Origin of the sequence: Pseudomonas sp. P9_31, from assembly GCF_034008235.1 — a bacterium.
GTDB lineage: Bacteria > Pseudomonadota > Gammaproteobacteria > Pseudomonadales > Pseudomonadaceae > Aquipseudomonas.
In genome coordinates, this window is the sequence record NZ_CP125375.1 from 4,847,551 (window position 1) to 4,872,045 (window position 24,495).

A 24,495-nucleotide genomic window follows, 5' to 3' on the forward strand; every position below is an offset into this window, starting at 1 on the left:
CGCGATGACGATGCAGCCGACGCCTCCTTGCGCTCAGCCTCAAGCCTTGTTCGTCACCAGCCCCGGCAGCGCGTGCACCAGGGCATTGATGGCAAAACCGATGAACATCAGCCCACACAACCGGGTGATCGCCAGTTCATGGCGCTGATACAAGGTGCGCACCTGTTGCGCACCGACAATACCGATGAGAATAGCGTAGGCCATAAGGCCACCGACGAAGCTCAGGATGATCAGCCATGGCAGCATTGACCAATGCAGCAATTCTGCACGGCTGGATAGCAGCGCAGTAAAGGTCGCCACCGCCACCGGATAGGCCTTGGGGTTGGTCAGGCCGAACACAATGCCGTGCCAGAACGGCTGCCGCGCCGGGCCTTGAGGAGACTCGGTACTGGCGCGGCGAGCGCGAACCGCGCGCAGGCCAAGCCAGAACAGGTAGAGCCCGCTGAGCACACCCAGCACATCGAACGCGGCGCTGCCGATTTCCCGCGCGCCGACAATTGCGATCAGCGCAGTGCTGCACCAGACCACATCGCCCAGCAAATGCCCGCACAGAAACCCCGCTCCGGCCCGCCGCCCGCGTGCCGCGCCGATGCCGAACACCGCCAGCACCCCCGGCCCCGGCGTGATGCCATAAATGAAGCCCGAGGCGAGAACGGCCATTAGCAGCGATGGGGTCATTGGAAGTCCTTTTGAAACGCTTGGGGTGAATGCACGCCAGTCTATCTCAGTGCCCGGAACATCGACTCACTGATCGTCGAAGAACGTCATCCCTGCATACGGCCGTTGCCGACAAGCCGCCAGCCGCGACGCCAGATCCCCGACATGCGCCTCAAGCTTGTGCCCGTCCGGGTCGAGAAAGTAGAACGACGCACCTTCGCTGCGGTTGTCCCGCCATTCCTGAACATTGGCGGATCGCAGGCATTCGACGAACAACGGGAAGTCTGCAGTGCCGAGGCTGAAGGCGTAATGAGTGTAGTCGGCGGCGAGCCGGGACTCGCGCAGCGGGTCGAGGGAAAGGCACAGCCACAGACCGGGTAGCGACAGATGGGCGCCAGAGTCCCAAGTGGCTTCAAGCTGAAGTTGCAGCAGATCGCGATAGAACGCCACGCTGCGGTTCAGGTCGGTGACGGCGAGAGTCAGGTGGTTGAGGCCGGTTAGCATGGATTGGGTCACCTTGAGTCGCTCTGGCGGTTTCCGAACGGAGCGTACAACTTAAATGCCCTTGAGCGTAGAGCTGCTGGGGCTTCGTTGGCTGTGAGTCAGTCTTCGCGAGCAAGCCCGCTCCCACATTTTATTTGTGGTGTACCGAATATCGCATCCGGCACAAATCCTTTGCAGGAAAACTTCAGGTTAATATCCGCCCCTTTGCCAGCCTCATACGAACCGAACAAGACGACCGGGGCATCGGCGGCTGAAACTCAGGGAAGATTAAATGAAGAGCAGCACCACCCTCCTCATCACCTGCTGCACGGTTTTTCTCGCCCAATTGGGCATGAGCATTTATCTGTCGGCGCTACCGGACATTGCCCGGGATCTGTCCGCCGATGCCTCGCAGGTCTCATGGGGGCTGGCGGTGTATCTGATCGGCATGGCGTTGCCGATGCTGTTCTGGGGTAGCCTGGGCCAGCGCATTGGCCGCAAACCGGTATTGCTCGCGGCGCTCGGCATCTATGGGGTGGGCAACCTGGCCCTGCCCCTGGGCCAGACCCTCGAGTCATTCCTGACTTTTCGACTGATCCAGGGTATTGGCGCCAGCGGAATTTCAGTCATGACCCGGGTGCTGATCCGCGACAGTTTTCGCGGCGACCTGCTGGCCAAGGCATTGTCCTGGATATCGATTTCCTTTGTGGTGGCGCTGGGTATCGGCCAATACCTGGGGTCGATCATCCTGCTGGTGCTGGGCTGGTCGGCGATTTTCTACGTGTTGGGTGGTGTGAGCCTGTTGATGGCAGTGGTGGTGGCGCGGGTCACGTTCCCGGTACTGGCAGAAGAGAACACACCGTCATCCGCCTGGACGAGCTACCGGCACATCCTGCGTCATCGGGCCTTCCTGCTGCCGGCCCTCGCCGGTGGTCTGGGGTACGGGGTGATCGTCGCGTTCAACACGGCGGCTCCGCTGATTCTGCAAGGCGCCTTCAACTGGTCGGCAGTGGAATACGGATTGTTGGGCTGGCCAATCAGCGCGGCCTATTTTCTCGGGGCTGTGGCGGTCAATCGCTTTGTGCTGCGCACGGGTCAGCGCCAACTGATGGCGGCGGGCGTTGGACTGATGCTGGTCGGCAGCGCAGTCATGTTGCTGGGGAGCATCGCCGGCACTTCAATAGCGCTGCTGTTCTGGTTGCCCTATTGTTTTGCGGTGTTTGGCCAGTCGCTGAATTACCCGATCAGCCTGTCCCTGGCCAATGACGGTTCACCGGTCGGCGGTGCTTATGCGATGGCGTTGAGCGGTTTCATTCACCAACTGATGGCCGCCGTAATCGGCGGTATCGCCAGCCTGATAGCCAGCCAGCAGGCATGGCCGCTGTCGCTGCTTTGCACCTTGCTGGCCTTGGGCGCGCTGCTTTGCGCAGTGCTCGCGCCCGGCCGTAGAACCGCTTAGAACGCGCTGCGGAAAATCTCCTCGATCTGCCGCTGATCCGCCGGCCGTGGATTGGTCAGTCCGCAGGCATCTTTCAGGGCATTGCTGGCGAGAACCGGGATGTCATTGAGCCTGGCACCGAGTTCACGCAAACCGGCGGGAATGTCCACATCCCTGGCCAGGCCGCGAATGGCCGCGATCGCTGCTTGCGCACCCTCTTCCGGGCGGAACCCACGAATGTCGGCGCCCATTGCCCCGGCCACATCGGTCAGACGATCGGCACACACCAACGCATTGAAGCTTTGCACATGAGGCAGCAGCACCGCGTTGCACACGCCATGGGGCAAGTCGTAAAACCCGCCCAACTGGTGCGCCATGGCATGGACATAGCCCAGGGATGCATTGTTGAACGCCATGCCGGCGAGGAACTGCGCGTAAGCCATGTTTTCCCGCGCGATCATGTCACTGCCGTCCTGTACGGCCAGGCGCAGGTTATGGCTGATCAACGTGATGGCTTTCAGCGCACAGGCATCGGTAATCGGGTTGGCCGCCGTGGAAACGTAGGCTTCGATGGCGTGGGTCAGTGCATCCATGCCGGTGGCGGCGGTCAGGCCCTTGGGCATGGCGACCATCAGCGCCGGGTCGTTGACTGACAGCAGCGGCGTAACGTTGCGGTCGACAATGGCCATTTTCACGTGACGGGATTCGTCGGTGATGATGCAAAAGCGGGTCATCTCGCTGGCGGTGCCGGCGGTGGTGTTGATCGCGATCAGCGGTAGTTGGGGTTTGGTCGACTGGTCGACACCTTCGTAGTCACGAATCGTCCCGCCGTTAGTGGCACACAAGGCGATGCCCTTGGCGCAGTCGTGAGGCGAACCGCCGCCCAGAGACACCACGAAATCACAGCGACTTTCCTTGAGCAAGCCCAGGCCACGCTCGACGTTGGCGATGCTCGGATTCGGCTTGGCACCGTCAAAGATCACCGAATCGATGTCCTGCAGCGCCAGTTTCCCGGCAATCATCTTCGCCACGCCCGCCTCGGCCAGCCCGATGTCGGTGACGATCAACGCCTTGCGAAAACCATACTTGCCAATGGCGTCCATGGCTTCGTCGAGGCAACCGGAGCCCATGATGTTCACGGCAGGGATGAAAAACGTACTACTCATGAGCGTGTCTCCTGGCTGAAGCCGAATCAACAGCACCGATCCGGCGGGTGCGCACAGGATCGACCCATTAGTCGTGCGGTAACTTGATCTGGCTCAAGTCCGGGTCGTGATAAAGTCGCCGTCCATCAGACCTTTTGCTTTGAGACAACGAACGCAATGACCGATTTCCAGGATGTCGATGCCCAACTTGAAGACTGGAACGCCTTGCGCACCACCGCCTCGTTCGGCGGCTTGTTAGTGGGTAACGGCGCCAGCCGCGCAGTGTGGGACGACTTCGGCTACGACTCGCTGTTCGAAAACGCCCGCACTGTCGAAGAAAAGCCTCTGAGCCAATCCGAACTGAGCGTGTTCGACGCGATGCAGACGCGCAGTTTCGAGCAGGTTCTCAGCGCGCTGAAAACCACCAGCCGCGTGAACAAGGCATTGGCCGTCAGCTCTGCCGCACCGCGTAATCGCTATTACGCGATCAAGGAAGCGCTGATCAACACCGTGCATGCAATACACATCCCGTGGCGGTTGGTGAAGGCTTCGACGCTGGTGACGATCAACCAGGAACTGGGCAGCTATCGGACGGTGTTCACCACCAATTACGACCTGCTCAACTATTGGGCGATTCAGCACCGGCCGGACGTCATTACCGATCTGTTCCAGGGCACCGAGCCACGTTTTGATCTGAGCCTCACCGCAACGGACAAAACCCGGCTGCTGTACCTGCACGGCGGTCTGCATCTGGTGCGCAATCAGGACGGCACCGCGCGCAAACTGATGTCGACCGAGGGCACGTTGCTCGGCAGTTTCGCGATCAACAATACGATCAAGACCCTCGACGACGTGCCGCTGTTCGTCAACGAAGGCCCGGTTCAAGACAAGCTCAAGACCATTCGCAGCTCGGATTACCTGTCGTTCTGCTACGACCAATTACTCGGCCATGCCGACGGGTTGTGTATCTTCGGGCATGCCCTTGGCGAGCAGGACAGTCACATCATTCATGCGTTGCGCCAGGCGAAGCCAAAGACAGTGGCGATCTCGATTTATCCACGCAGCAAGGCGTTCATCCAGCATCAGAAGCGGCATTACGCGAAGGTGTTTGAGGGGATGGGTGTGGAGTTGCGGTTTTTTGATTCGAAGACGCATGCACTCGGTAGTCCGAAATTATCCGTTCCGGTCGAAGCTTAGCGACGACGGGGCCAACGCCTTCGCGAGCGGTGTACGCCAAGCCCGCTCCCACACAGGATGGGTATCGGGCTTAGCAAACGGTAGGGTCAGAGCACCGGCAAGGTCTTGTCCTTGATCACCGTGGTCGGGCCGTTGGCCTTGACGCTGGCGATGCCTTTATCCCTCGCTGCATCGGAGGAGTAGGACTCGCTGCTGCCGATGACCTGATGGTTGGCAGCCTTGAGGTTGAAGTAAGGATGACCGTCCTTGGTGTTTTTTTTCTCGTAGCGTTCGTCCAGCGGGCTGTTGGCCTGAACCGAGGCGATACCGCTGTCGGCCGCACCGCGCGTGGTGTACAGCTCGCTGACCAGAATGGTTTCGGCGTTGGCCGCTTTCAATACAAACTTGAATTGACCGTTGCTGGTTTTGCTCACTTCGTACCATCCAGACATGCTTGTTCTCCTTGGCGATTGAGAGGTTGCGCGCTTCAGAGTAAAGACCAAGCCGGGATTTCTGTCGCCTGTACCGGCCTCTTCGCGGGCAAGCCCGCTCCCACAGTTGACCGAGTTGTTCAGAAGGTGCGGTCTGATGTGGGAGCGGGATTGCCCGCGAAGAGGCCGGTAAGGTCTAAACAAAACCGTCCTATTTCACCACCGCCCGCACCACCGACAACTCAGGTGCCTGCACCCGACGCTGGCTCAAATAGCGCATGCAACTGACCCGCAAGAACGAGGCGAAATTCACCACTTCGCCGCGGTAGTCCATCACCTCTTCATACAACTTGGCGATCAACTGATTGGTCGTCATGCCGTCGACCTCGGCGATTTCGCTGAGAATGTCCCAGAACTGATTCTCCAGCCGCAGGGTGGTCACCACCCCGCAGATGCGCAGCGAGCGGGAGCGCGATTCGTAGAGTATCGGATCGGCTTTGACATAGAGCTCGCACATGAACAGGTCCCTCGTTACAGCGTGATTTTGGTACCCAGCAACCCGAGGAAACCGGCCAGCCAGCTCGGGTGCGCCGGCCAGGCCGGAGCAGTGGCCAGATTGCCTTGAACGTGGCCTTCCGTCACTGGGATATCGATGTACGTGCCACCAGCCAGGCGCACTTCCGGGGCACAGGCCGGGTAGGCGCTGCACTCGCGACCTTCAAGAATGCCTGCGGCGGCGAGCAATTGCGCGCCGTGACACACGGCGGCGATCGGTTTGCCGGCCTTGTCGAACGCTCGCACCAGGTCCAGGACTTTTTCGTTCAGGCGCAGGTACTCCGGTGCACGACCGCCCGGGACCAGCAGCGCGTCATAGTCCGCGGCGTCGACTTTGGCGAAATCGAAGTTCAAGGCAAACAGGTGTCCGGGTTTCTCGCTGTAGGTCTGGTCGCCTTCGAAGTCATGGATCGCGGTGCGCACGGTCTGGCCGGCGGACTTGTCCGGGCAAACGGCGTGTACCGTGTGACCAACCATCAGCAGCGCCTGGAAGGGCACCATCACTTCGTAGTCTTCAACGTAATCGCCGACCAGCATCAGAATTTTTTTAGCAGCCATGGGGAGGACTCCTCTGGGAAATGCGTGGGCATGCAGGAGTATTCAAGGTAGTCCTTATCTGGCGGGGTGGGTAATAACCAGCTACTACGGCGTTATCGTTCATCGCGAGCAGGCTCGCTCCCACATTGGAATGCATCCCCCTGTGTGCGAGCCTGCTCGCGATGGCGTCCTCAAACTGTACGCCTAACTCTGCGCCTAGCTGTAACAGCAGCTCACCTCGTGTTTATGGCTAGATAAAGGCTCTTCCGCCACCCTCGATTCTGGTTGCCATCATGTCCTCGCGCGAAAACACTGGCATGGCCCTCGGCCTGCTCGGTGTCGTTATCTTCAGCCTGACCCTGCCCTTCACACGGATCGTCGTGCAAGAACTCCATCCACTGCTCAACGGCCTCGGCCGTGCGCTGTTTGCGGCGATTCCGGCAGCACTTTTATTGCTGTGGCGCCGGGAAAAATGGCCCACCTGGAAACAGGTCAAAGGCCTGACGCTGGTGATCGCGGGTGTCATCCTCGGCTTCCCGGTGCTGTCGGCCTGGGCCATGCAGACGTTGCCCGCCTCCCACGGTGCATTGGTCAACGGCTTGCAACCGCTGTGCGTGGCGCTGTATGCCGCGTGGCTGTCCCATGAGCGCCCGTCGAAAGCCTTCTGGGCCTGCGCCGCGCTGGGCAGTGAGTTGGTGCTCGGTTATGCATTGATCAGCGGCGCCGGCAGTATTCAGGCCGGTGACTTGCTGATGCTCGGCGCGATTGCCGTGGGTGGGCTCGGTTATGCCGAAGGCGGCCGGTTGGCCAGGGAGATGGGTGGCTGGCAGGTGATCTGCTGGGCGCTGGTGCTGTCGACACCGCTGCTGATCGGGCCGGTGGTGTACCTGGCGCTGCAACATCAGGGCGAAATTTCGGCGAAAACCTGGTGGGCCTTCGGTTACGTCTCGCTGTTTTCGCAGTTCATCGGGTTCTTTGCCTGGTACGCCGGGCTGGCCATGGGCGGCATTGCCCGGGTCAGCCAGATCCAGTTGCTGCAAATCTTCTTCACGATCGCGTTTTCGGCGTTGTTCTTCGGTGAACATGTCGAGCCGATTACCTGGCTGTTTGCGGCCGGGGTGATCGTGACGGTGATGTTGGGGCGCAAGACCGCAATCAAACCCCATGTGGGAGCGAGCCTGCTCGCGAAGGGGCCATGACATTCAACACTTATGCTGACAGTTAAGCCGCCTTCGCGAGCAGACTCGCTCCCACAGATTTAGAGGAAGCCGTCGGCCCGCAGCAGGGTTTCCAGGCAATGCTCGCTGATGTGGTAGAAATCCTTCAGCTCCTGAATCTTCACCAACAACTGAGCCGGGTCCACCGGCTCGGCGCGTTTGACCGCCAGAATCATCTTGTTCTTGTTGGTGTGGTCCAGTGAGATGAACTCGAACACCTTGGTCTCGTAGCCGCAGGCTTCCAGAAACAGTGCACGTAAACTGTCGGTGACCATTTCCGCCTGCTGGCCCAGGTGCAGACCGTATTGCAGCATCGGCTTGAGCAGCGCCGGGCTCTGGATTTGCAAGCGAATCTGTTTGTGACAGCACGGCGAGCACATGATGATCGAAGCGCCCGAACGAATGCCGGTGTGAATCGCATAGTCGGTGGCGATGTCGCAGGCGTGTAACGCGATCATCACGTCCAGTTCGCTCGGCGCCACGCTGCGTACATCACCGCATTTGAACACCAGCCCCGGATGCTCCAGCTTCGCCGCCGCGCTGTTGCACAGGTTGACCATGTCTTCGCGCAACTCGACGCCAGTCACCTCACCTTCGGCTTTCAAGGTGTTGCGCAGGTAGTCGTGGATCGCGAACGTCAGGTAACCCTTGCCCGAACCGAAATCCGCCACCCGTACCGGTTTGTCCAGCGCCAACGGCGACGAGGTCAGCGCATGGCTGAAGACCTCGATGAACTTGTTGATCTGCTTCCACTTGCGCGACATCGCCGGGATCAGCTCATGCTGCGCGTTGGTCACGCCGAGGTCTTTGAGGAACGGCCGGCTCAGGTCGAGGAAGCGGTTCTTCTCGCGGTTGTGCTCGGCGGACGGCACTTCGCGCAATTGCTGAGGCTTGCTCTTGAACAGCGAAGATTTGCCCTTCTTGCTGTATTCGAGCTGGGCTTCGTCGGTCAATGACAGTAAATGCGCATTTTTGAACGAGGCCGGCAACAGTGCGGCGATGGTCGCCACGCCTTCGGCAAGCGGCAGGTTTTTGGTGATGTCGCGGGTTTTGTAGCGATAGACGAAGGACAGACATGGCTGATCCTTGACCGTCAGCTGCTTGATGATCAGCCGCTGCAAATCCGCTTCGCCACCGACGTACTTGGCCAGCACCAGTTTGATGAAAGCATTCTGGTCGAGGCTGGTTTGCAGCAGGTCGATGAACTGGGCGTGATGATCCGGCGCGAGGCTGGCGGGAGTGGCGGTGACAGACATGGGAAAAAACGGCCTCGGGCGGTGCGGATCGGGGAATGGTGGGTATTTTAGGGGGGATGGCCGTTCGGGACACGCAGTTATTTGCCGAACGGTGCGAATCCTGCGGCGAGTGAGCCCCCTCGCCACAAAAGCGGCTGAAGGCTGCGATCTTTTTAGTTCAACACCACCAACCGATTCGGTAACTCATTGCGCACATGGGTCACCGGCACATGCACCTTGAGCAACTCGCCGCACGCCTCGATGCACGTCACAAAGCCCTGCAACGTCTGCCCCTGTTTCACCTGTTGCGTGAACGCGGCCACGATCGCATCCCAGTTCTTGTTGTCCAGCCGCTTGGAAATCCCTTCATCCACCAGAATTTCCACATAGCGCTCGGCCTCGGAGACGAAAATCAGCATGCCGGTGCTGCCCACGGTGTGGTGCAGGTTTTGCTCCAGGAACTGCCGACGCGCCAGGTTCGACGCCCGCCAGTGACGGACCGAGCGCGGGATCAGGCGCGTGGTGACTTTCGGAATCCGGAACACCAGGCACAACACGATGAAGCTGAGCCATTGCACCAGCAACAGGCTGTGCATGGTCAGCCAGCCCGTCAGGTAATGCACGATGCCCGGCACCACCAGCGCCAACAGACTGGCCCAGAGCAGCGGGATGTACGCGTAATCGTCGGCGCGGGCCGCAAGCACCGTGACCAGTTCGGCGTCGGTGTCGTGCTCGACCCGGGCAATCGCCTCGGCGACTTTGCGTTGTTCGTGTTCAGTCAGTAATGCCATGGTTATGAATGCCTGCTCGCTATTATTTTTACCAGCAATGTTATGACCCTCAGTGTTATCACCAACCGCCAGACGAACCGCCGCCCCCGAAACCGCCCCCGCCGCCGCTGAAGCCCCCGCCGTCATCTCCACTGCCGCTGCCGCTGCCCCCATCAGAGCCGCTGCCGTAGAATATGTCGTCAGACGAGCTTCGTCCCCTTGAGCCCACTACGCCGAGCATGTTCAGGAACCAGTACGTAATCAAAAAAGGCAATGCCATGATAAAAAGCATACCCACGCCATTGGCAAATATCTGGCTAAACGACTCTTCGTCTTCCGGCGGCCCCACGTTCAGCGGGTTGCCACCCAGCACCACCAGCATGGCGGCCACGCCGTCACTGATGCCCTTGCTGAAATTGCCTGTCTTGAACGAGGGAGTGATCACCTGATTGATGATCACTGAACTCTGGGCATCGGTCAGGCGATCTTCCAGTCCATACCCGACTTCGATGCGCAACTTGCGGTCATCACGGGCGACGATCAGCAAGGCACCCGTATTTTTGTCCTTCTGGCCGATGCCCCAGTGGCGTCCCAGCTGATAACCGAAGTCTTCGATGCTGGCGCCCTGCAGGTTTTCCACAGTGACCACTACCACCTGTTCACCGGTGGCCTTTTCGTGAGCCTGGAGCTGTTGCGTCAATTGCTCGCGCACCCCGGGCTCGATCAATCGGGCGTTGTCCACCACCCTTGCGGTCAGTGCCGGAAACGTCAATTCGGCCTGGGCCGTGAGCGCCATGGCGCACAACAATAGCGCCAGGCCTATTCTAAAAACACGCATTGGAACCTCATCCCTGATAACTGTATCGCCGACAGGGCGTTGATCAGAATTTCACTTGCGGCGCTTGTTCGGCCCCGGGAGTGGTGGCCTCGAAGGTTTCGCGAATCGGCAAATCGCTGTACATCACGCTGTGCCACAGGCGACCGGGGAAAGTGCGAAGCTCGGTATTGTACTTTTGCACCGCCAGGATGAAATCGCGACGCGCCACGGCGATGCGGTTCTCAGTGCCTTCGAGTTGCGATTGCAGCGCCAGGAAGTTCTGGTTGGCCTTGAGGTCCGGGTAGCGCTCAGACACCACCATCAAACGACTGAGAGCACCGCTCAACTGATCCTGGGCCTGCTGATACTGTTTGAGTTTTTCCGGATTATCGAGGGACTTGGCATCGACCTGAATCGACGTCGCCTTGGCCCGGGCTTCGATCACCGCCGTCAGGGTGGCCTCTTCATGCTTGGCGTAGCCCTTGACGACTTCCACCAGGTTGGGAATCAGATCGGCGCGGCGCTGGTACTGGTTCTGCACCTGGCCCCAGGCGGCCTTGGCCTGCTCGTCGAGGGTCGGGATAGTGTTGATGCCGCAACCGGCCAGTAGTGTGGTCAGCAACATCAAGGCTGCAACCTGCAGGCTCGACCGATAGTGGTGTCGTACATTCATCTGGTTGACGCTCCTTGCACATTCCGTTGAAAAACAACCGGCGAACTTTGAACCCCGCTCTTGGGGCATAATCTGCGCCGCTACTGGATTGCATCGAGCCAATGGGCTAAAAGATGCCCAGCACTGAGACTCTGCAGAAGTGTGCTGCATTTACCTGAACAACAATAGTCGCTCCCCAAATTTTGGCTGACCGGCGTGTATTCACTGCCGTTTAGGCTTTTGAGAAAACAATTCATGAAGAAGCTGTGTTTGCTGGGCCTGTTCGTCAGCCTGGCCAGTCATACCGTATTGGCCGCCACGACGCCCGCACCTATAGAGAACAAGGACGCCTTCATCAGCCACCTGATGAAGCAAATGACCCTCGATGAAAAGATCGGCCAGTTACGCCTGATCAGCATCGGCCCGGAAATGCCGCGGGAGATGATCCGCAAGGAGATCGCTGCCGGCAATATCGGCGGCACCTTCAACTCGATCACCCGCGCCGAAAACCGTCCGATGCAGGACGCGGCCATGCGCAGCCGGTTGAAGATCCCGATGTTCTTTGCCTATGACGTGATCCACGGCCACCGCACCATTTTCCCGATTCCGCTGGCCCTGGCCTCGAGCTGGGACATGGACGCCATTGGTCGCTCCGGGCGCATCGCCGCTCAGGAAGCGGCGGCTGACAGCCTCGACATCACCTTCGCACCGATGGTCGACATCTCCCGCGACCCACGCTGGGGCCGCACGTCCGAAGGTTTCGGCGAAGACACCTACCTGGTTTCGCGGATCGCCGGCGTCATGGTCAAGGCGTTCCAGGGCTCAGGCGCGAACGCGGCCGACAGCATCATGGCCAGCGTCAAGCATTTTGCCTTGTACGGCGCGGTCGAGGGCGGTCGCGACTACAACGTCGTCGACATGAGCCCGGTCAAGATGTACCAGGATTACCTGCCACCGTACCGCGCCGCTATCGACGCCGGTGCTGGCGGGGTGATGGTTGCGCTGAACTCGATCAACGGCGTGCCAGCCACCGCCAACACCTGGTTGATGAACGACCTGCTGCGCAAGGAATGGGGCTTCAAGGGCCTGGCGGTCAGCGATCACGGGGCAATTTTCGAGCTGATCAAGCACGGCGTCGCCGCTGACGGTCGCGAAGCCGCGAAGCTGGCGATCAAGGCCGGCATCGACATGAGCATGAACGACACCCTCTATGGCAAGGAATTGCCAGGGCTGTTGAAGGCCGGTGAGATCGAACAGAAAGACATCGACAACGCCGTGCGCGAAGTGCTCGCCGCCAAGTACGACATGGGCCTGTTCAAAGACCCGTACCTGCGCATCGGCAAGGCCGAGGATGACCCGGCCGACACCTACGCCGAAAGCCGCCTGCACCGCGCCGAGGCCCGTGATGTGGCGCGCCGCAGCCAGGTATTGCTGAAGAACCAGGGCGACACCCTGCCGCTGAAGAAAACCGCGAAAATCGCCCTGGTCGGTCCACTGGCCAAAGCCCCAATCGACATGATGGGCAGTTGGGCTGCCGCTGGCCGGCCCGCGCAATCGGTAACGCTGTTCGACGGCATGACCCATGCACTCGGCGCGCAGTCGACGCTGATCTACGCCCGTGGCGCGAACATCACCAGCGACAAGAAAATCCTCGATTACCTGAACTTCCTCAACTTCGATGCACCGGAAGTGGTGGATGATCCGCGTCCGGCCAACGTGTTGATCGATGAAGCGGTGAAAGCCGCACAGCAGGCCGATGTGGTGGTGGCAGCGGTGGGCGAATCACGTGGCATGTCCCACGAATCGTCGAGCCGTACCGACCTGAACATTCCGGCCAACCAGCGCGAGCTGATCAGGGCTTTGAAAGCCACCGGAAAACCGCTGGTGCTGGTGTTGATGAATGGCCGTCCGCTGTCGATTCTCGAAGAGAAAGAGCAGGCTGACGCGATTCTGGAAACCTGGTTCAGCGGCACCGAAGGCGGTAACGCTATCGCCGACGTGCTGTTCGGCGACTATAACCCGTCGGGCAAACTGCCGATCACCATTCCCCGCTCGGTGGGTCAGATTCCGACCTACTACAACCACCTGAGCATTGGCCGGCCGTTCACCCCGGGCAAACCGGGCAACTACACCTCGCAGTATTTCGAAGACACCACCGGGCCATTGTTCCCGTTCGGCTTCGGCCTGAGCTACACCCAGTTCAGCCTGACCGACATGGCCCTGTCATCGACCACACTGAACAAGACCGGCAAGCTCGACGCCAGCGTCGTGGTGAAGAACACCGGCAAGCGTGACGGTGAAACCGTGGTGCAGCTGTACATCCAGGACGTGACCGGTTCGATGATCCGCCCGGTCAAGGAACTGAAGAACTTCCAGAAAGTGATGGTCAAGGCCGGCGAACAGAAAGTCGTGCACTTCACCATCACCGAGGATGACCTGAAGTTCTACAACGCCCAGCTCAAGTACGCCGCAGAACCGGGCAAGTTCAACGTGCAGATCGGCCTGGACTCCCAAGACGTGACGCAGCAGAGTTTTGAATTGCTGTAATCCCGCGCACGGACTGATCGTTCCCACGCAGAGCGTGGGAACGATCTGAACGACTACCCCCGCCGATCCAGCAGATTCACCACCAACCGATCCACCCATCCCCACATCCGTTGCTTGACCCGCCGCCACAATGGTCGGCGCTTCCATGCCTCGAGGCTGACTTCCTGGCTCAGGGCAAAGTCATTCTCGAAACTCGCCGCTACCGCCCGGGTCAGTCCGGGGTCCAGGGCTTCGAGATTGGCTTCCAGATTAAAGCGCAGATTCCAGTGATCGAAGTTGCACGAACCGATGCTCACCCAGTCATCGATCAACACCATCTTCAGGTGCAAGAAACATGGCTGGTATTCGAAGATCTTCACACCGGCCCTGAGCAGGCGCGGGTAATAGCGATGCCCGGCGTAGCGTACCGACGGGTGATCGGTGCGCGGCCCGGTCAGCAGCAGACGCACGTCGACGCCACGACTCGCCGCCCGGCGCAGTGAGCGGCGGACTTTCCAGGTCGGCAGGAAATACGGCGTGGCCAGCCAGATTCGGCGCTGGCCGCTGTTCAGCGCGCGAACCAGCGACTGCAGAATGTCCCGGTGCTGGCCAGCGTCGGCGTAGGCGACCCGGCCCATGCCCTCGCCCATGGCCGGCACTCGCGGCAGGCGCGGCAAACCGAAGTGCGCAGTGGGTTTCCAGGCACGCCGATGGCGGTTGGCGATCCATTGGCGGTCGAACAGCAACTGCCAGTCGATCACCAGCGGGCCGGTGATTTCCACCATCACTTCGTGCCATTCGCTGGTGTCTTCGCCTGGCGTCCAGAACTCATCGGTGACCCCGGTGCCGCCGACGACCGCCAGGGTTTGATCCACCAGCAGCAGCTTGCGGTGATCGCGATAGAAGTTGCCCACCCAGCGCCGCCAGCTCAGGCGATTGTAGAAACGCAACTCGACACCGGCGGCCATCAGGCGCTGACGCAAGGTCAGGGTGAAGGCCAGGCTGCCATAGTCATCGAACAGGCAGCGCACCCGCACACCGCGCTCGGCGGCCTGGACCAACGCCTGAACCATCGCCTCAGCGCAGGCCCCCGCCTCCACCAGGTACAGCTCCAGTTCGACTTGCTCTTCGGCGCGGGCAATCGCCACCAGCATTCGCGGAAAAAACTGCGGACCGTCGATCAGCAGTTCAAAGCGATTGCCTTCACGCCACGGGAAAATTGCGCCGCGCATATCAGCGCGCCGTGAAAATCAGCACCGCACCCACCGGCACCGACAGACTGATGGCCGATAAACCGGCAACCTTGCGCAAGCTTTCCAGGCCCGGGGCCAGGTCGAAATCTTGGGCACTGATCACCAACGGTTCGAGGGTCACCACTTGAAAGCGCCGGTCATCGAGACGGGTCGCCAGCAGTTCGGCGTTGTATTGGTGTTGTTTGCCATGCAGGTTGACCGTCAGCGGCAAGCGCAACTCCAGCTGCGCACCGGGCGCCAGGTCGTTGATCGGCCGCAGATCGATTTGCGTGGTGATCAGCGCTTCGGGAAACGTCTGGATCTCGAACAGCTCCTTGCGCATGCGTTCGTCACGCAGCGGAATACCGCTGTTGACCGACTCCAGCTCAACCTCCACCTGCGCCAGGCCTTTGGGGTCGACCTTGCCGTGCAGCACCAGAAAGCGCTGCACTTCGCAGATGTTGGCGTTTTTAGTGCTGATGAACGACAGCCGCGAAGACTCGCCGTCCAGATACCAATTGGCCTGGGCCGACACGGTGACACCGGCCAGCAACAGGAAAGCGAGGGTTTTGCAGACAAAACGGTTGAACATAGAGACTCATGGGCAGATAAACCTGAGCGAACCTTAACTGGCCTGAGGCAGGTTGCAAACTTTCTGTTACTCCAACCCAACCTTTGTGGCGAGGGAGCTTGCTCCCGCTGGAGTGCGAAGCGCTCCCAAAATCAGACAATGAGTTCTTCCAGTCAGACCTCGGCCACTGACATTACGACTGCTTCGCAGCCGAGCGGGAGCAAGCTCCCTCGCCACAAAAAACTGACCACTGTCAGGGTTGCAGGCGACAGCCTTGGCGTTCACCAACCCAAACAGCGCTATTGCTGCGCCCCATCCCACCAACCGTCACACGCTTGTTCACGGCGTCATCGACGAATCCACTGGTGGGCAAATACTGCCTCACATAGCTCTGGCAATACTCCACCGGATTGTTCATCACATACCGGCAAGAACAGTATTCCTTGGCGGTATAGGCGCTGATGATGTCCGGGAAAGCCCACAACGCCACACGCTCCTGCCAGACCCAGCCGAACAAGGCGATCAGCAGCACCAGCAACAGCGTGCTGAACGGCCGACGGCGAATAAAACTGTGGCGGCTCATGGCTGCACCTTCATGGCAAACGCCTTGAGCGCAAGTTTAAGCAATTCGTTGTGCCGATAACGCCCATCGCGATCATCGCCGTAGCGCACGATCACCAGCTTCTCGCTGGGAATCACGTACATTGCCTGACCCCAATGGCCCAGTGCGGCGAAGGTATCGGCGGGGGCATCGGGCCAAGGTTGTGTCGCGCCATCCACCGCGCGATTGAGCCACCAATGCCCGCCGGGCACTGCTTCATCCTGGTTGGCTTGATAATGGGCAAAAGGCTCACGGCTGAAGTCGACCCAATCCTTGGGCAGCAATTGCTGCTCACGCCAACGACCGTCACGCGCCATCAACAGGCCGACGCGAGCCAGGTCCCGGGCGGTGAGGTAGGCATAAGACGATGCGACAAATGTCCCCGTGGCATCCGCTTCCCAAACGGCACTACGAATCCCCAAGGGTTCGAACAGCGCAGTCCATGGATAATCCGGATAACGGGCCGGGCCGACGATGGTTTTCAGTGCGGCGGACAGCAGGTTGCTATCGCCGCTGGAGTAACGGAATGCCTGACCGGGCCTGGCGTACTCGTCGTGGTCGGCGGTGAACGCAGCCATGTCGCGGTGACCACGGGTGTAAAGCATGGCCACCACTGAGGACTTCAACGGTGCGTATTCATAGTCTTCCTGCCAGTCCAGGCCCGAGGCCCAATGCAGCAGGTCGGCCATGGTCATGGCCGGGTGTTTTTCCAGCGGTGGATAGAATTTCACCGCCGGGTCCTGCAGTTTGAACAGCCCTTCGCCATAGGCCACCCCGAGCACCGCGGCCATCAGGCTTTTGCTGATCGACCAGGTCAGGTGCGGCGTTTGGGCAGTGGTCGGGCCGGCGTAGTGTTCGTAGACGAGTTGACCGTCGCGGATCACCAGCAAGGCATCGGTGCGAATGCCTTGGTGAGTGGCATCGTCGCGGGGTGGGAAGGCGTAACTCTCCAGGGCCTGAAGTGCCGGCCCGGTGACTTTCGGGCCGGGCGGCCATTGTTCGGCTGGCCAGTTTTCGGCCTGGGCCGTCAGGCTGAGCAGCAGCATGAAAAACAGGGACAAGCCTTTGAACATGGGGGGCGCTCGGAGGAATGAACCTGCAGAGCCTAGTCGAGGTTGATGACAGTTTTGGGGTTTGCGTTGCCTGTGAGATCGCTATCGCGAGCAGGCTCGCTCCCACAGGGGGGCTGTGTTGAGCACACATCTGCGGCACAACACAAATCCAATGTGAGAGCGAGCCTGCTCGCGATGAGGCCCGTCAATACACCGCCAACGCCTTGGCCAATCGCTTCCCCCGCGCCACTGCCGCCAAATCCATAACGGCCTGATCGCGCTGCCACATCGCCGCCCATTGCGGCGGCCCATCGGCCAGAGCCTGACTCACTTCAGCCTTGAGCCCATCGAACTGCGCAAACAACCCGCCCAGCAACACATGCCCGGCCGGATTGTTCGGCGCCTGGCGGCTGACTTCCGCGCACCCGGCCAGCAGCGCCAGCAAGCGCAGTTGCAAGGCGTGCGGCCAGTCGCTGTCCTGGCCGACACCGAACAGCCAGGCAGTCATGGCGCTCAGCACATAGATGTCTTCCAGGGTGCGGAACGGTTTGACGTAAGCATCCCAGCCATCCCCCGCCAGCAATTCGCATAGTGTGTTGTCGAGAAACAGCCGACCGTGGCCGATGTCCGGCATCAGCGGCATCGGCGCGAGTTTTTCCAGACGCACGCCCGGTTCGCCGGGGTAAACCACCGCCAGGCTCAGTCGCGGGTCGCTGCCGGGCTTTTCACTGCGAGCGGCGACCAGCAACCAGTCGGCGGCATCGCCGGCGGTGACGAAATCCTTGCGCCCGCTCAGGCGCAGATCGCTCAGGCGGGTCTGCATGTCCGCCACCCGCAAGCTGCGCTGTTCGGTCGCGCACAACGCGCCGAGGCTCAGCGGTGCGCTCGGCCAAAGCATGCGCAACGCCGCTTGATACCCCACCAGAAACGCCAGCCCCGGTGTCGCCATCAGCCGTCCGCCGACCACCGCCAGTTCGAACGGCGTGACCGTACCCAACCGGTGCATCAAGGTCGCAAAGCCTTCGGCCAGGTCTGGGTTGGCGGGCAGGCGATCGCGGCGAGTCAACAGGGTTTGCCAGGGCATAAGAGGCTCCTTGTGGGCTGTCATATAAGCATCACCAAAGCTTCATGGCGATGACACCGGGGCTACATAGCCTGACTTTGCACAACACGGCTGCATAAAGAAAGTCGATCGGCTGCACCCCAAGACGGGTGGCCAGCCCGCACGGAGATTCGCAATGACTCAGATCGCCCGCATCAGCGACACCGGCAATGAACGCCGCCTGCAAGCCGAACGCCTGGTGGGCGCCGAGGCGTTGCAGGAAGCCCAGGCCTTGCGCTTCAACGTGTTCAGCGGCGAATTCAACGCCAGGCTCAAAGGCGCGGAGCTGGGTCTGGACATGGATGACTATGATGTTCACTGCGCCCACATCGGCGTGCGTGACTTGAACACCGGGCGCCTGGTGGCGACCACCCGTTTGCTCGACCACACAGCCGCCAGCAGCCTGGGCAAGTTCTACAGCGAAGAAGAATTCAGCCTGCATGGTCTGGTCCATCTGAAAGGCCCGATCCTGGAAATCGGTCGCACCTGCGTCGACCCGGCCTACCGCAACGGCGGCACCATCGCCGTGCTCTGGGGTGAACTGGCCGAAGTGCTGAACCAGGGCGGTTACAGCTATTTGATGGGGTGCGCGAGCATTCCGATGCAGGACGGCGGCATTCAGGCCCACGCGATCATGCAGCGTCTGCGCGAACGCTACCTGTGCACCGAACACCTGCGGGCCGAACCGAAAAAGCCACTACCGACACTGGATATTCCGTCCAACGTCATCGCCGAAATGCCGCCGCTGCTCAAGGCCTATATGCGTCTGGGCGCGAAAATCTGCGGCGAGCCGTGCTGGGACGAGGATTTCCAAGTGGCCGACGTGTTCATCCTGCTCAAACGCGACGAGCTCTGCCCGCGTTACGCCAAGCACTTCAAGGCGGCTGTGTAATGAGCCGCTTACGGGTGTACGCGCGAATTGCGCGAGTGCTTTTGGTGGTGACGCTGGGCTTGAGCATGGCCAGTGTGTTCGGGTTGTTCGAGCGACTGGGGATTGCCCACTCGATGGTCCGTCGCCAGCGCTGGTCGCGGTTTTTCATGGCACGGCTGAGCAATGCCCTGCCCTTTCGCGTGACCGTGCATGGTGAATTGCCGAAGGCGCCGATGCTCTGGGTCAGCAACCACGTGTCCTGGACCGATATTCCGTTGCTCGGCATGCTCACGCCGCTGTCGTTCCTGTCCAAGGCCGAAGTGCGCACCTGGCCCGTGGCGGGCTGGTTGGCAGCCAAGGCCGGCAGCCTGTTCATTCGCCGTGGTTCAGGTGACAGTCAATTGATCCGCAAACAGATGACACGCCATCTGGAACAGGAACACCCGCTGCTGATGTTCCCGGAAGGCACCACCACCGATGGTCGCTCGCTGCGTACGTTTCATGGTCGTTTGCTGTCTGCGGCGATCGATTCCGAAGTGGCGCTGCAACCGGTGGCGATTCGTTATCTGCGCGGCGGCGAGCTCGATACGCTGGCACCGTTCATTGGCGATGATGATTTGCTCTCGCACCTGATGCGCTTGTTCGCCAATGATCGGGGTGAGGTGGAGATTCACCTGCTCAAACCGATCGAGTGCCAGGACCGGGAACGTGCGGCGCTGGCGTTCGAAGCGCAGCAGGCGGTGCAGAAGGCGTTGTTTGGTGAAATCGCGAAACCTGCCGAGCCACGGCGTGCCGGCGAACTGATCGCTGCCTGATAGAAAAAGATCGCAGCCTTCGGCAGCTCCTACATTGGAATGATGCCCCCTGTAGGAGCTGCCGAAGGCTGCGATCTTTTGATCCTGCTGGCTACACTCGTCGCGCTACAAAGTCCTGCAACTCGGGATAGAACAATCGGAAATCCTCGCTCAACGGTTCATACAACACCCGTAATTCCTGCATCGCAGCGGCCAGTTCCTCCGGCCGGGTCAGCCTGCGTGATATCCCGCGCAGCACCTGCTCCAGCACCTCGAACTCCTGATAAGCCCCCAACCAGTCATTGGCCACCATGTGCGGCGCAATCTTCGCCAGGCGCTCCGGCAATTGCGACTCGGTGGACAGCACCCTGTACACGTCCGACGTGAACTGCTCCAGTGGCTGATCCGAATAAAGCGTCCAGTCCCGCGCCAGGCAATGATCGAAAAACACATCGAGCACGATCCCGGCGTAACGCCTGCGCGTGATGGAAAACCGCGACAAGGCGATATCCACCAAAGGATGGCGATCGGTAAACACGTCAATGCTGCGATGCAACTGAATGGCCGCTTCGATCTCCGGATCGAACTGCCCTTGCAGCCGTCCTTTGACGAAATCGCCATACAAACTGCCGAGCAGTTGACCGGGGCGCTGGCCACCGAGGTGCAGATGTGCGAGATAGTTCATGGGCGCAGCTTAACACTGCGTCATCCATATCGTTATAACTCGATATACCGATTTACGCGGTCATCAGACCAAAATCATATTGGTATATCGCGAAGTACCGATTTAAAGTTCGCCTCATCGCGATATAGCGTTTTACTCATCACGAGCCCAAACCATGACCCTCGACCTCGACGAAATAATAAAAGCCCTGGCACACCCAGTACGGCGAGACATCCTGCACTGGCTCAAAGACCCGACCGTCGAATTCCCCGACCAGTCCCACAGCAATGAGCACGGCGTCTGCGCCGGGCAGATCGATCAACGTTGCGGTTTGTCGCAGTCCACGGTGTCCGCACACCTGGCGACTCTGCAACGCGCCGGCTTGATCAGCAGCCGCAAAGTCGGCCAGTGGCATTTTTTCAAACGCAACGAGGAAACCATCCAGGAATTCCTCCGCACTTTCAGCAAAGAACTCTGACCCTTTACGTCAGTACGCCGATAAGGAATCAACAATGCCCCTCTCGCTACTCATTCTGGCCTTGAGCGCCTTCGCCATCGGCACCACCGAGTTCGTCATCATGGGTTTGCTGCCCGATGTGGCGGCGGACCTCGGCGTGTCGATCCCCGGCGCTGGCTGGCTGGTGACCGGTTACGCCCTGGGCGTAGCCATCGGTGCGCCGTTCATGGCACTGGCCACCGCCAGACTGCCGCGCAAGGCCGCTTTGGTAGCATTGATGGGCATCTTCATCATCGGCAACCTGCTCTGCGCCCTGGCCAGTGACTACAACATTTTGATGTTTGCCCGCGTGGTCACCGCGCTGTGTCATGGCGCCTTCTTCGGCATCGGTTCGGTGGTGGCGGCAGGTCTGGTACCGGCCAACAAACGTGCGTCGGCCGTGGCTTTGATGTTCACCGGCCTGACCCTGGCCAACGTCCTCGGCGTGCCGCTGGGCACCGCGCTCGGTCAGGAAGCCGGCTGGCGTTCGACCTTCTGGGCGGTGACCGTGATCGGTGTGATTGCGCTGATCGGCCTGATCCGTTTCCTGCCGGCCAAGCGCGATGAAGAGAAACTCGACATGCGCGCCGAACTGCGCGCCCTCAAGGGCGCTGGCATCTGGTTGTCGTTGAGCATGACTGCGTTGTTCGCCGCCTCGGTCTTCACCTTGTTCACCTATGTCGCCCCTCTGTTGGGCGAGGTCACCGGAGTCTCGCCACGCGGCGTGACCTGGACCTTGATGCTCATCGGTCTGGGCTTGACGGTCGGCAACATCATCGGCGGCAAGCTGGCAGACAAAAGCATGGCGGCGACGCTGATCGGTGTGTTCATCACCATGGCGGTCGTGTCCACCGTGCTGACCTGGACCAGCATTGCCGTGATCCCGACCGAAATCACCCTGTTCCTCTGGGCCACCGCGTGCTTCGCCGCCGTACCCGCCCTGCAAGTGAACGTTGTGACCTACGGCAAGGCGGCACCGAACCTGGTATCGACCCTGAACATCGGCGCTTTCAACGTCGGCAACGCGCTCGGTGCCTGGGTCGGCGGCAGCGTCATCGCCCACGGCTTCGGTCTCACCAGCGTGCCGCTCGCGGCAGCGGCACTGGCGGTACTCGCCCTACTCGTAACCCTGATTACTTTCCGTCAGAGCGGTAATCCCGAACTGGCCCCTGCTACCAACTGATACCTCACGAGGGTTGTATTAAATGACGACTATTTTCGATCCGATCAAACTGGGCGACCTCGAGTTGGCCAACCGCATCATCATGGCACCGCTGACCCGCTGCCGCGCCGATGAAGGCCGTGTGCCGAACGCGCTGATGGCCGAGTACTACGTACAGCGCGCCTCCGCCGGCCTGATCCTCAGCGAAGCTACGTCGGTCACGCCGATAGGCGTGGGCTACCCGGACACTCCCGGTATCTGGTCCAATGACCAGGTACGCGGCTGGAGCAACGTGACCAAAGCAATCCACGGCGCTGGCGGCAAAATCTTCCTGCAACTGTGGCACGTGGGTCGGATTTCCCACCCCTTGTACCTGAACGGCGAAGCACCGGTCGCGCCGAGTGCCATCCAGCCCAAGGGCCATGTCAGCCTGGTTCGCCCATTGGCCGACTTCCCAACGCCACGTGCCCTGGAAACCGCTGAAATCGCCGACATCGTCGATGCTTACCGCGTGGGTGCCGAGAACGCCAAGGCTGCCGGTTTCGACGGTGTGGAAATCCACGGCGCCAACGGTTACCTGCTCGACCAGTTCCTGCAAAGCAGCACCAACCAGCGCACCGACAACTACGGCGGCTCCCTGGAAAACCGTGCGCGCCTGTTGCTGGAAGTGACCGATGCCGCCATCGAAATCTGGGGCGCGGGCCGCGTGGGTGTGCACCTGTCACCACGTGCCGATCTCCATGACATGGGCGACGAAAACCTGTCCGAGACGTTCACCTACGTCGCTCGCGAATTGGGCAAACGTGGTATCGCCTTCATCTGCTCGCGCGAGAAAGAAGCCGGCGACAGCCTCGGCCCACAACTGAAGGAAGCCTTCGGCGGCCCGTACATCGCCAACGAACGCTTCACCAAGGACAGCGCCAACGAGTGGCTGGCCAGCGGCAAGGCTGATGCCGTGGCGTTCGGTGTACCGTTTATCGCCAACCCGGATCTGCCGGCGCGTCTGAAGGCCGATGCGCCGCTGAACGAGGCGCGTCCTGAGTTGTTCTACGGTAAAGGCCCGGTCGGTTATATCGATTATCCGGCGTTGTAAGTTTCAACTATTGAAATGAAAAGCCCCGACTCGAAAGAGCCGGGGCTTTTGCGTATGGATAGAAGAACAAAAGATCGCAGCCTTCGGCAGCTCCTACCTTGGAATGGCATACACCTTGTGAGAGCTGCCGAAGGCTGCGATCTTTTCAGTCGTTCACACTCATTCACACACTCGACACAAAATCCCTACAAAATACGTAGTTCGCTATGTATCAACCCGAGTCGCAGACGTATATAAAAGCATCCCATTGCAATGAGGCGAGCGAACAGGGTTCGTCACTGGCGTCCGTCATTGACACAACCTGATCCAATTACGCATTTTGTTTCATTTGCGCAGGCTGGGACTCAAGCGCAGCATATCCAACCCTGTATCGACCCATCGCTCGGCTTCGGTGTGCAGCTGAAAACTGTCGGGAGCCAACAGCCACTGATACAGGATGCCATCGATGTACGCATGCAGGCTGATGGCCGCGCGGGCAGCGTCGAGATCTTCCGGCAATTGCCCGCGTTTCATCGCATTACTCAGGGCCAGAGCGATTCGCACATTGCAATCGAGACTGACCGTTCGGCGCTGCTGGCGCAGGTCGCACATTTCATCGGTGAATTCGCACTTATGAAACAGAATCTCGTTGATGCGTCGGGTTTTCGGGTCCAGTGCAACTTGATGAAACAAATGAATCAGCAGCTTGCGCATGCAGCCCAGCGGATCAAGTTCCTCTTCGCTTTCGCTGGCCTTGGCCATTTCCTCCAGCGGCTCATGCAAGGTATCAAGCATCGCCTGCACCAGATCCGCCTTGTTATTGAAATGCCAGTAGATGGCTCCACGAGTCACACCGGCCAGGGCAGCGATATCCGCCAGCGTCGTGCGTGCCACGCCCCGCTCATAAAAGGCTTTTTCCGCCGCTTCGAGTATCTGGCTTCGGGTTTCTTGAGCTTCCTCTTTGGTACGACGGACCATGGCAGTAAAACCTCAATCAGGGGTGCTTCAGCGATGTCTGAATATCTGCTGAATAAAAGTGGGGCGAGCGCTCTCGGGCTTCGTCTCCGGCCTACAATTCAAACCTTTGAACGGCTTTTGTAACTGTGTGGGTACGCCGCCAAGGCCCTTTACAAACAACCATGAACGTAAGTATATTCATTAGCAAGCTACTTATCCACCCGGTAAAAATTTTTACCCTTCCACCTTTCTTGTGCGCAATGTGCGCGCCTGACCCGAGGA

The 24,495-nt window shown here is 60.1% G+C and carries 26 protein-coding genes; 9 read left to right on the top strand and 17 right to left on the bottom strand.

Features of this window, described 5'->3' with window-relative positions:
* Nucleotides 1–39 precede the first annotated feature (39 nt).
* Nucleotides 40–678: a LysE family translocator gene (locus tag QMK51_RS21865; RefSeq protein WP_258697208.1), complete on the bottom strand. Its 639-nt coding sequence runs from the start codon at nt 676–678 to the stop codon at nt 40–42.
* A gap of 66 nt (nt 679–744) precedes the next feature.
* A complete protein-coding gene (fos, locus tag QMK51_RS21870) occupies nt 745–1,161 on the bottom strand; it encodes a fosfomycin resistance glutathione transferase (protein ID WP_320391794.1) in 417 nt (138 codons plus the stop codon).
* A 271-nt stretch (nt 1,162–1,432) separates the two neighbouring features.
* On the opposite strand from fos, the gene QMK51_RS21875 reads away from it, so the two are divergent.
* Complete coding sequence (locus tag QMK51_RS21875; RefSeq protein WP_320391796.1) at nt 1,433–2,599, top strand: multidrug effflux MFS transporter; 1,167 nt, start codon at nt 1,433–1,435, stop codon at nt 2,597–2,599.
* Here the strand turns inward: QMK51_RS21875 and yiaY are convergent.
* A complete protein-coding gene (gene yiaY, locus QMK51_RS21880; RefSeq protein ID WP_320391798.1) occupies nt 2,596–3,744 on the bottom strand; it encodes an L-threonine dehydrogenase in 1,149 nt (382 codons plus the stop codon). The two genes, QMK51_RS21875 and yiaY, sit on opposite strands and share 4 nt — an antisense overlap.
* A 156-nt stretch (nt 3,745–3,900) precedes the next feature.
* On the opposite strand from yiaY, the gene QMK51_RS21885 reads away from it, so the two are divergent.
* Nucleotides 3,901–4,920 (top strand): DUF4917 family protein, encoded by a 1,020-nt coding sequence (locus tag QMK51_RS21885; RefSeq protein WP_320391800.1) that lies wholly within the window; start codon nt 3,901–3,903, stop codon nt 4,918–4,920.
* Nucleotides 4,921–5,006: 86 nt separating this feature from the next.
* Here the strand turns inward: QMK51_RS21885 and QMK51_RS21890 are convergent, their stop codons facing one another.
* The 3 genes from QMK51_RS21890 to QMK51_RS21900 form a co-directional block, all read right to left on the bottom strand.
* Nucleotides 5,007–5,351 carry a YegP family protein gene (locus QMK51_RS21890; protein ID WP_258697211.1) on the bottom strand — a complete coding sequence of 115 codons (345 nt, stop codon included), beginning with the start codon at nt 5,349–5,351 and terminating at the stop codon, nt 5,007–5,009.
* Nucleotides 5,352–5,541: 190 nt separating this feature from the next.
* The gene (locus tag QMK51_RS21895) at nt 5,542–5,847 is read right to left on the bottom strand and encodes a ribbon-helix-helix domain-containing protein (RefSeq protein WP_007935755.1); all 306 of its coding nucleotides are present in this window, start codon (nt 5,845–5,847) and stop codon (nt 5,542–5,544) included.
* Between the two features lie 14 nt (nt 5,848–5,861).
* Nucleotides 5,862–6,443: a DJ-1/PfpI family protein gene (locus QMK51_RS21900; protein WP_320391804.1), complete on the bottom strand. Its 582-nt coding sequence runs from the start codon at nt 6,441–6,443 to the stop codon at nt 5,862–5,864.
* Between the two features lie 272 nt (nt 6,444–6,715).
* On the opposite strand from QMK51_RS21900, the gene QMK51_RS21905 reads away from it, so the two are divergent.
* Nucleotides 6,716–7,621 carry a DMT family transporter gene (locus QMK51_RS21905; protein ID WP_320391806.1) on the top strand — a complete coding sequence of 302 codons (906 nt, stop codon included), beginning with the start codon at nt 6,716–6,718 and terminating at the stop codon, nt 7,619–7,621.
* Nucleotides 7,622–7,680: 59 nt separating this feature from the next.
* Here the strand turns inward: QMK51_RS21905 and QMK51_RS21910 are convergent, their stop codons facing one another.
* From QMK51_RS21910 to QMK51_RS21925, 4 genes are all read right to left on the bottom strand, one after another.
* Nucleotides 7,681–8,895 (bottom strand): SAM-dependent methyltransferase, encoded by a 1,215-nt coding sequence (locus tag QMK51_RS21910; protein ID WP_320391808.1) that lies wholly within the window; start codon nt 8,893–8,895, stop codon nt 7,681–7,683.
* A 152-nt stretch (nt 8,896–9,047) separates the two neighbouring features.
* On the bottom strand, nt 9,048–9,665 hold the full coding sequence (locus QMK51_RS21915; RefSeq protein WP_258697215.1) for a TPM domain-containing protein: 618 nt from the start codon (nt 9,663–9,665) through the stop codon (nt 9,048–9,050).
* Between the two features lie 58 nt (nt 9,666–9,723).
* A complete protein-coding gene (locus QMK51_RS21920; protein ID WP_320391810.1) occupies nt 9,724–10,482 on the bottom strand; it encodes a TPM domain-containing protein in 759 nt (252 codons plus the stop codon).
* 43 nt (nt 10,483–10,525) lie between these two features.
* The gene (locus QMK51_RS21925; protein ID WP_258620474.1) at nt 10,526–11,134 is read right to left on the bottom strand and encodes a LemA family protein; all 609 of its coding nucleotides are present in this window, start codon (nt 11,132–11,134) and stop codon (nt 10,526–10,528) included.
* Between the two features lie 234 nt (nt 11,135–11,368).
* Between QMK51_RS21925 and bglX the strand changes: the two genes are divergently transcribed.
* The gene (gene bglX / locus QMK51_RS21930; RefSeq protein WP_258697218.1) at nt 11,369–13,660 is read left to right on the top strand and encodes a beta-glucosidase BglX; all 2,292 of its coding nucleotides are present in this window, start codon (nt 11,369–11,371) and stop codon (nt 13,658–13,660) included.
* 53 nt (nt 13,661–13,713) lie between these two features.
* Here the strand turns inward: bglX and QMK51_RS21935 are convergent, their stop codons facing one another.
* The 5 genes from QMK51_RS21935 to QMK51_RS21955 all read right to left on the bottom strand — a co-directional run bounded on the left by QMK51_RS21935 (nt 13,714) and on the right by QMK51_RS21955 (nt 18,179).
* Nucleotides 13,714–14,871 (bottom strand): phosphatidylserine/phosphatidylglycerophosphate/cardiolipin synthase family protein, encoded by a 1,158-nt coding sequence (locus QMK51_RS21935; RefSeq protein ID WP_320391814.1) that lies wholly within the window; start codon nt 14,869–14,871, stop codon nt 13,714–13,716.
* A gap of 1 nt (nt 14,872) precedes the next feature.
* Complete coding sequence (locus QMK51_RS21940; protein WP_258697220.1) at nt 14,873–15,463, bottom strand: YceI family protein; 591 nt, start codon at nt 15,461–15,463, stop codon at nt 14,873–14,875.
* Nucleotides 15,464–15,695: 232 nt separating this feature from the next.
* Nucleotides 15,696–16,025 (bottom strand): amidase, encoded by a 330-nt coding sequence (locus QMK51_RS21945; protein ID WP_320391816.1) that lies wholly within the window; start codon nt 16,023–16,025, stop codon nt 15,696–15,698.
* The gene (locus QMK51_RS21950; protein WP_320391817.1) at nt 16,022–17,116 is read right to left on the bottom strand and encodes a serine hydrolase; all 1,095 of its coding nucleotides are present in this window, start codon (nt 17,114–17,116) and stop codon (nt 16,022–16,024) included. Before QMK51_RS21950 ends, QMK51_RS21945 begins: the two co-directional genes overlap by 4 nt.
* A gap of 184 nt (nt 17,117–17,300) precedes the next feature.
* Complete coding sequence (locus QMK51_RS21955; protein WP_320391818.1) at nt 17,301–18,179, bottom strand: acyl-CoA dehydrogenase family protein; 879 nt, start codon at nt 18,177–18,179, stop codon at nt 17,301–17,303.
* A gap of 154 nt (nt 18,180–18,333) precedes the next feature.
* Between QMK51_RS21955 and olsB the strand changes: the two genes are divergently transcribed.
* Together olsB and QMK51_RS21965 are read left to right on the top strand one after the other, a co-directional pair.
* Complete coding sequence (gene olsB / locus QMK51_RS21960; protein WP_019580897.1) at nt 18,334–19,089, top strand: L-ornithine N(alpha)-acyltransferase; 756 nt, start codon at nt 18,334–18,336, stop codon at nt 19,087–19,089.
* A complete protein-coding gene (locus QMK51_RS21965; protein ID WP_320391821.1) occupies nt 19,089–19,883 on the top strand; it encodes a lysophospholipid acyltransferase family protein in 795 nt (264 codons plus the stop codon). Before olsB ends, QMK51_RS21965 begins: the two co-directional genes overlap by 1 nt.
* A gap of 91 nt (nt 19,884–19,974) precedes the next feature.
* Here the strand turns inward: QMK51_RS21965 and QMK51_RS21970 are convergent, their stop codons facing one another.
* On the bottom strand, nt 19,975–20,547 hold the full coding sequence (locus tag QMK51_RS21970; protein WP_320391823.1) for an ACP phosphodiesterase: 573 nt from the start codon (nt 20,545–20,547) through the stop codon (nt 19,975–19,977).
* Between the two features lie 154 nt (nt 20,548–20,701).
* Between QMK51_RS21970 and QMK51_RS21975 the strand changes: the two genes are divergently transcribed.
* From QMK51_RS21975 to QMK51_RS21985, 3 genes are read left to right on the top strand one after another with little or no spacing between them, the layout of a single operon-like run.
* Complete coding sequence (locus QMK51_RS21975) at nt 20,702–21,004, top strand: ArsR/SmtB family transcription factor (protein ID WP_258697226.1); 303 nt, start codon at nt 20,702–20,704, stop codon at nt 21,002–21,004.
* A gap of 34 nt (nt 21,005–21,038) precedes the next feature.
* Nucleotides 21,039–22,205: an MFS transporter gene (locus QMK51_RS21980; protein WP_320391826.1), complete on the top strand. Its 1,167-nt coding sequence runs from the start codon at nt 21,039–21,041 to the stop codon at nt 22,203–22,205.
* Between the two features lie 22 nt (nt 22,206–22,227).
* Nucleotides 22,228–23,277 (top strand): alkene reductase, encoded by a 1,050-nt coding sequence (locus tag QMK51_RS21985; RefSeq protein ID WP_320391828.1) that lies wholly within the window; start codon nt 22,228–22,230, stop codon nt 23,275–23,277.
* Between the two features lie 324 nt (nt 23,278–23,601).
* On the opposite strand, the gene emhR is transcribed toward QMK51_RS21985, so the two are convergent.
* Entirely contained in the window at nt 23,602–24,234 is a 633-nt protein-coding gene (emhR, locus tag QMK51_RS21990) for an efflux system transcriptional repressor EmhR (RefSeq protein WP_258697229.1), read from the bottom strand.
* Nucleotides 24,235–24,495: the final 261 nt, after the last annotated feature.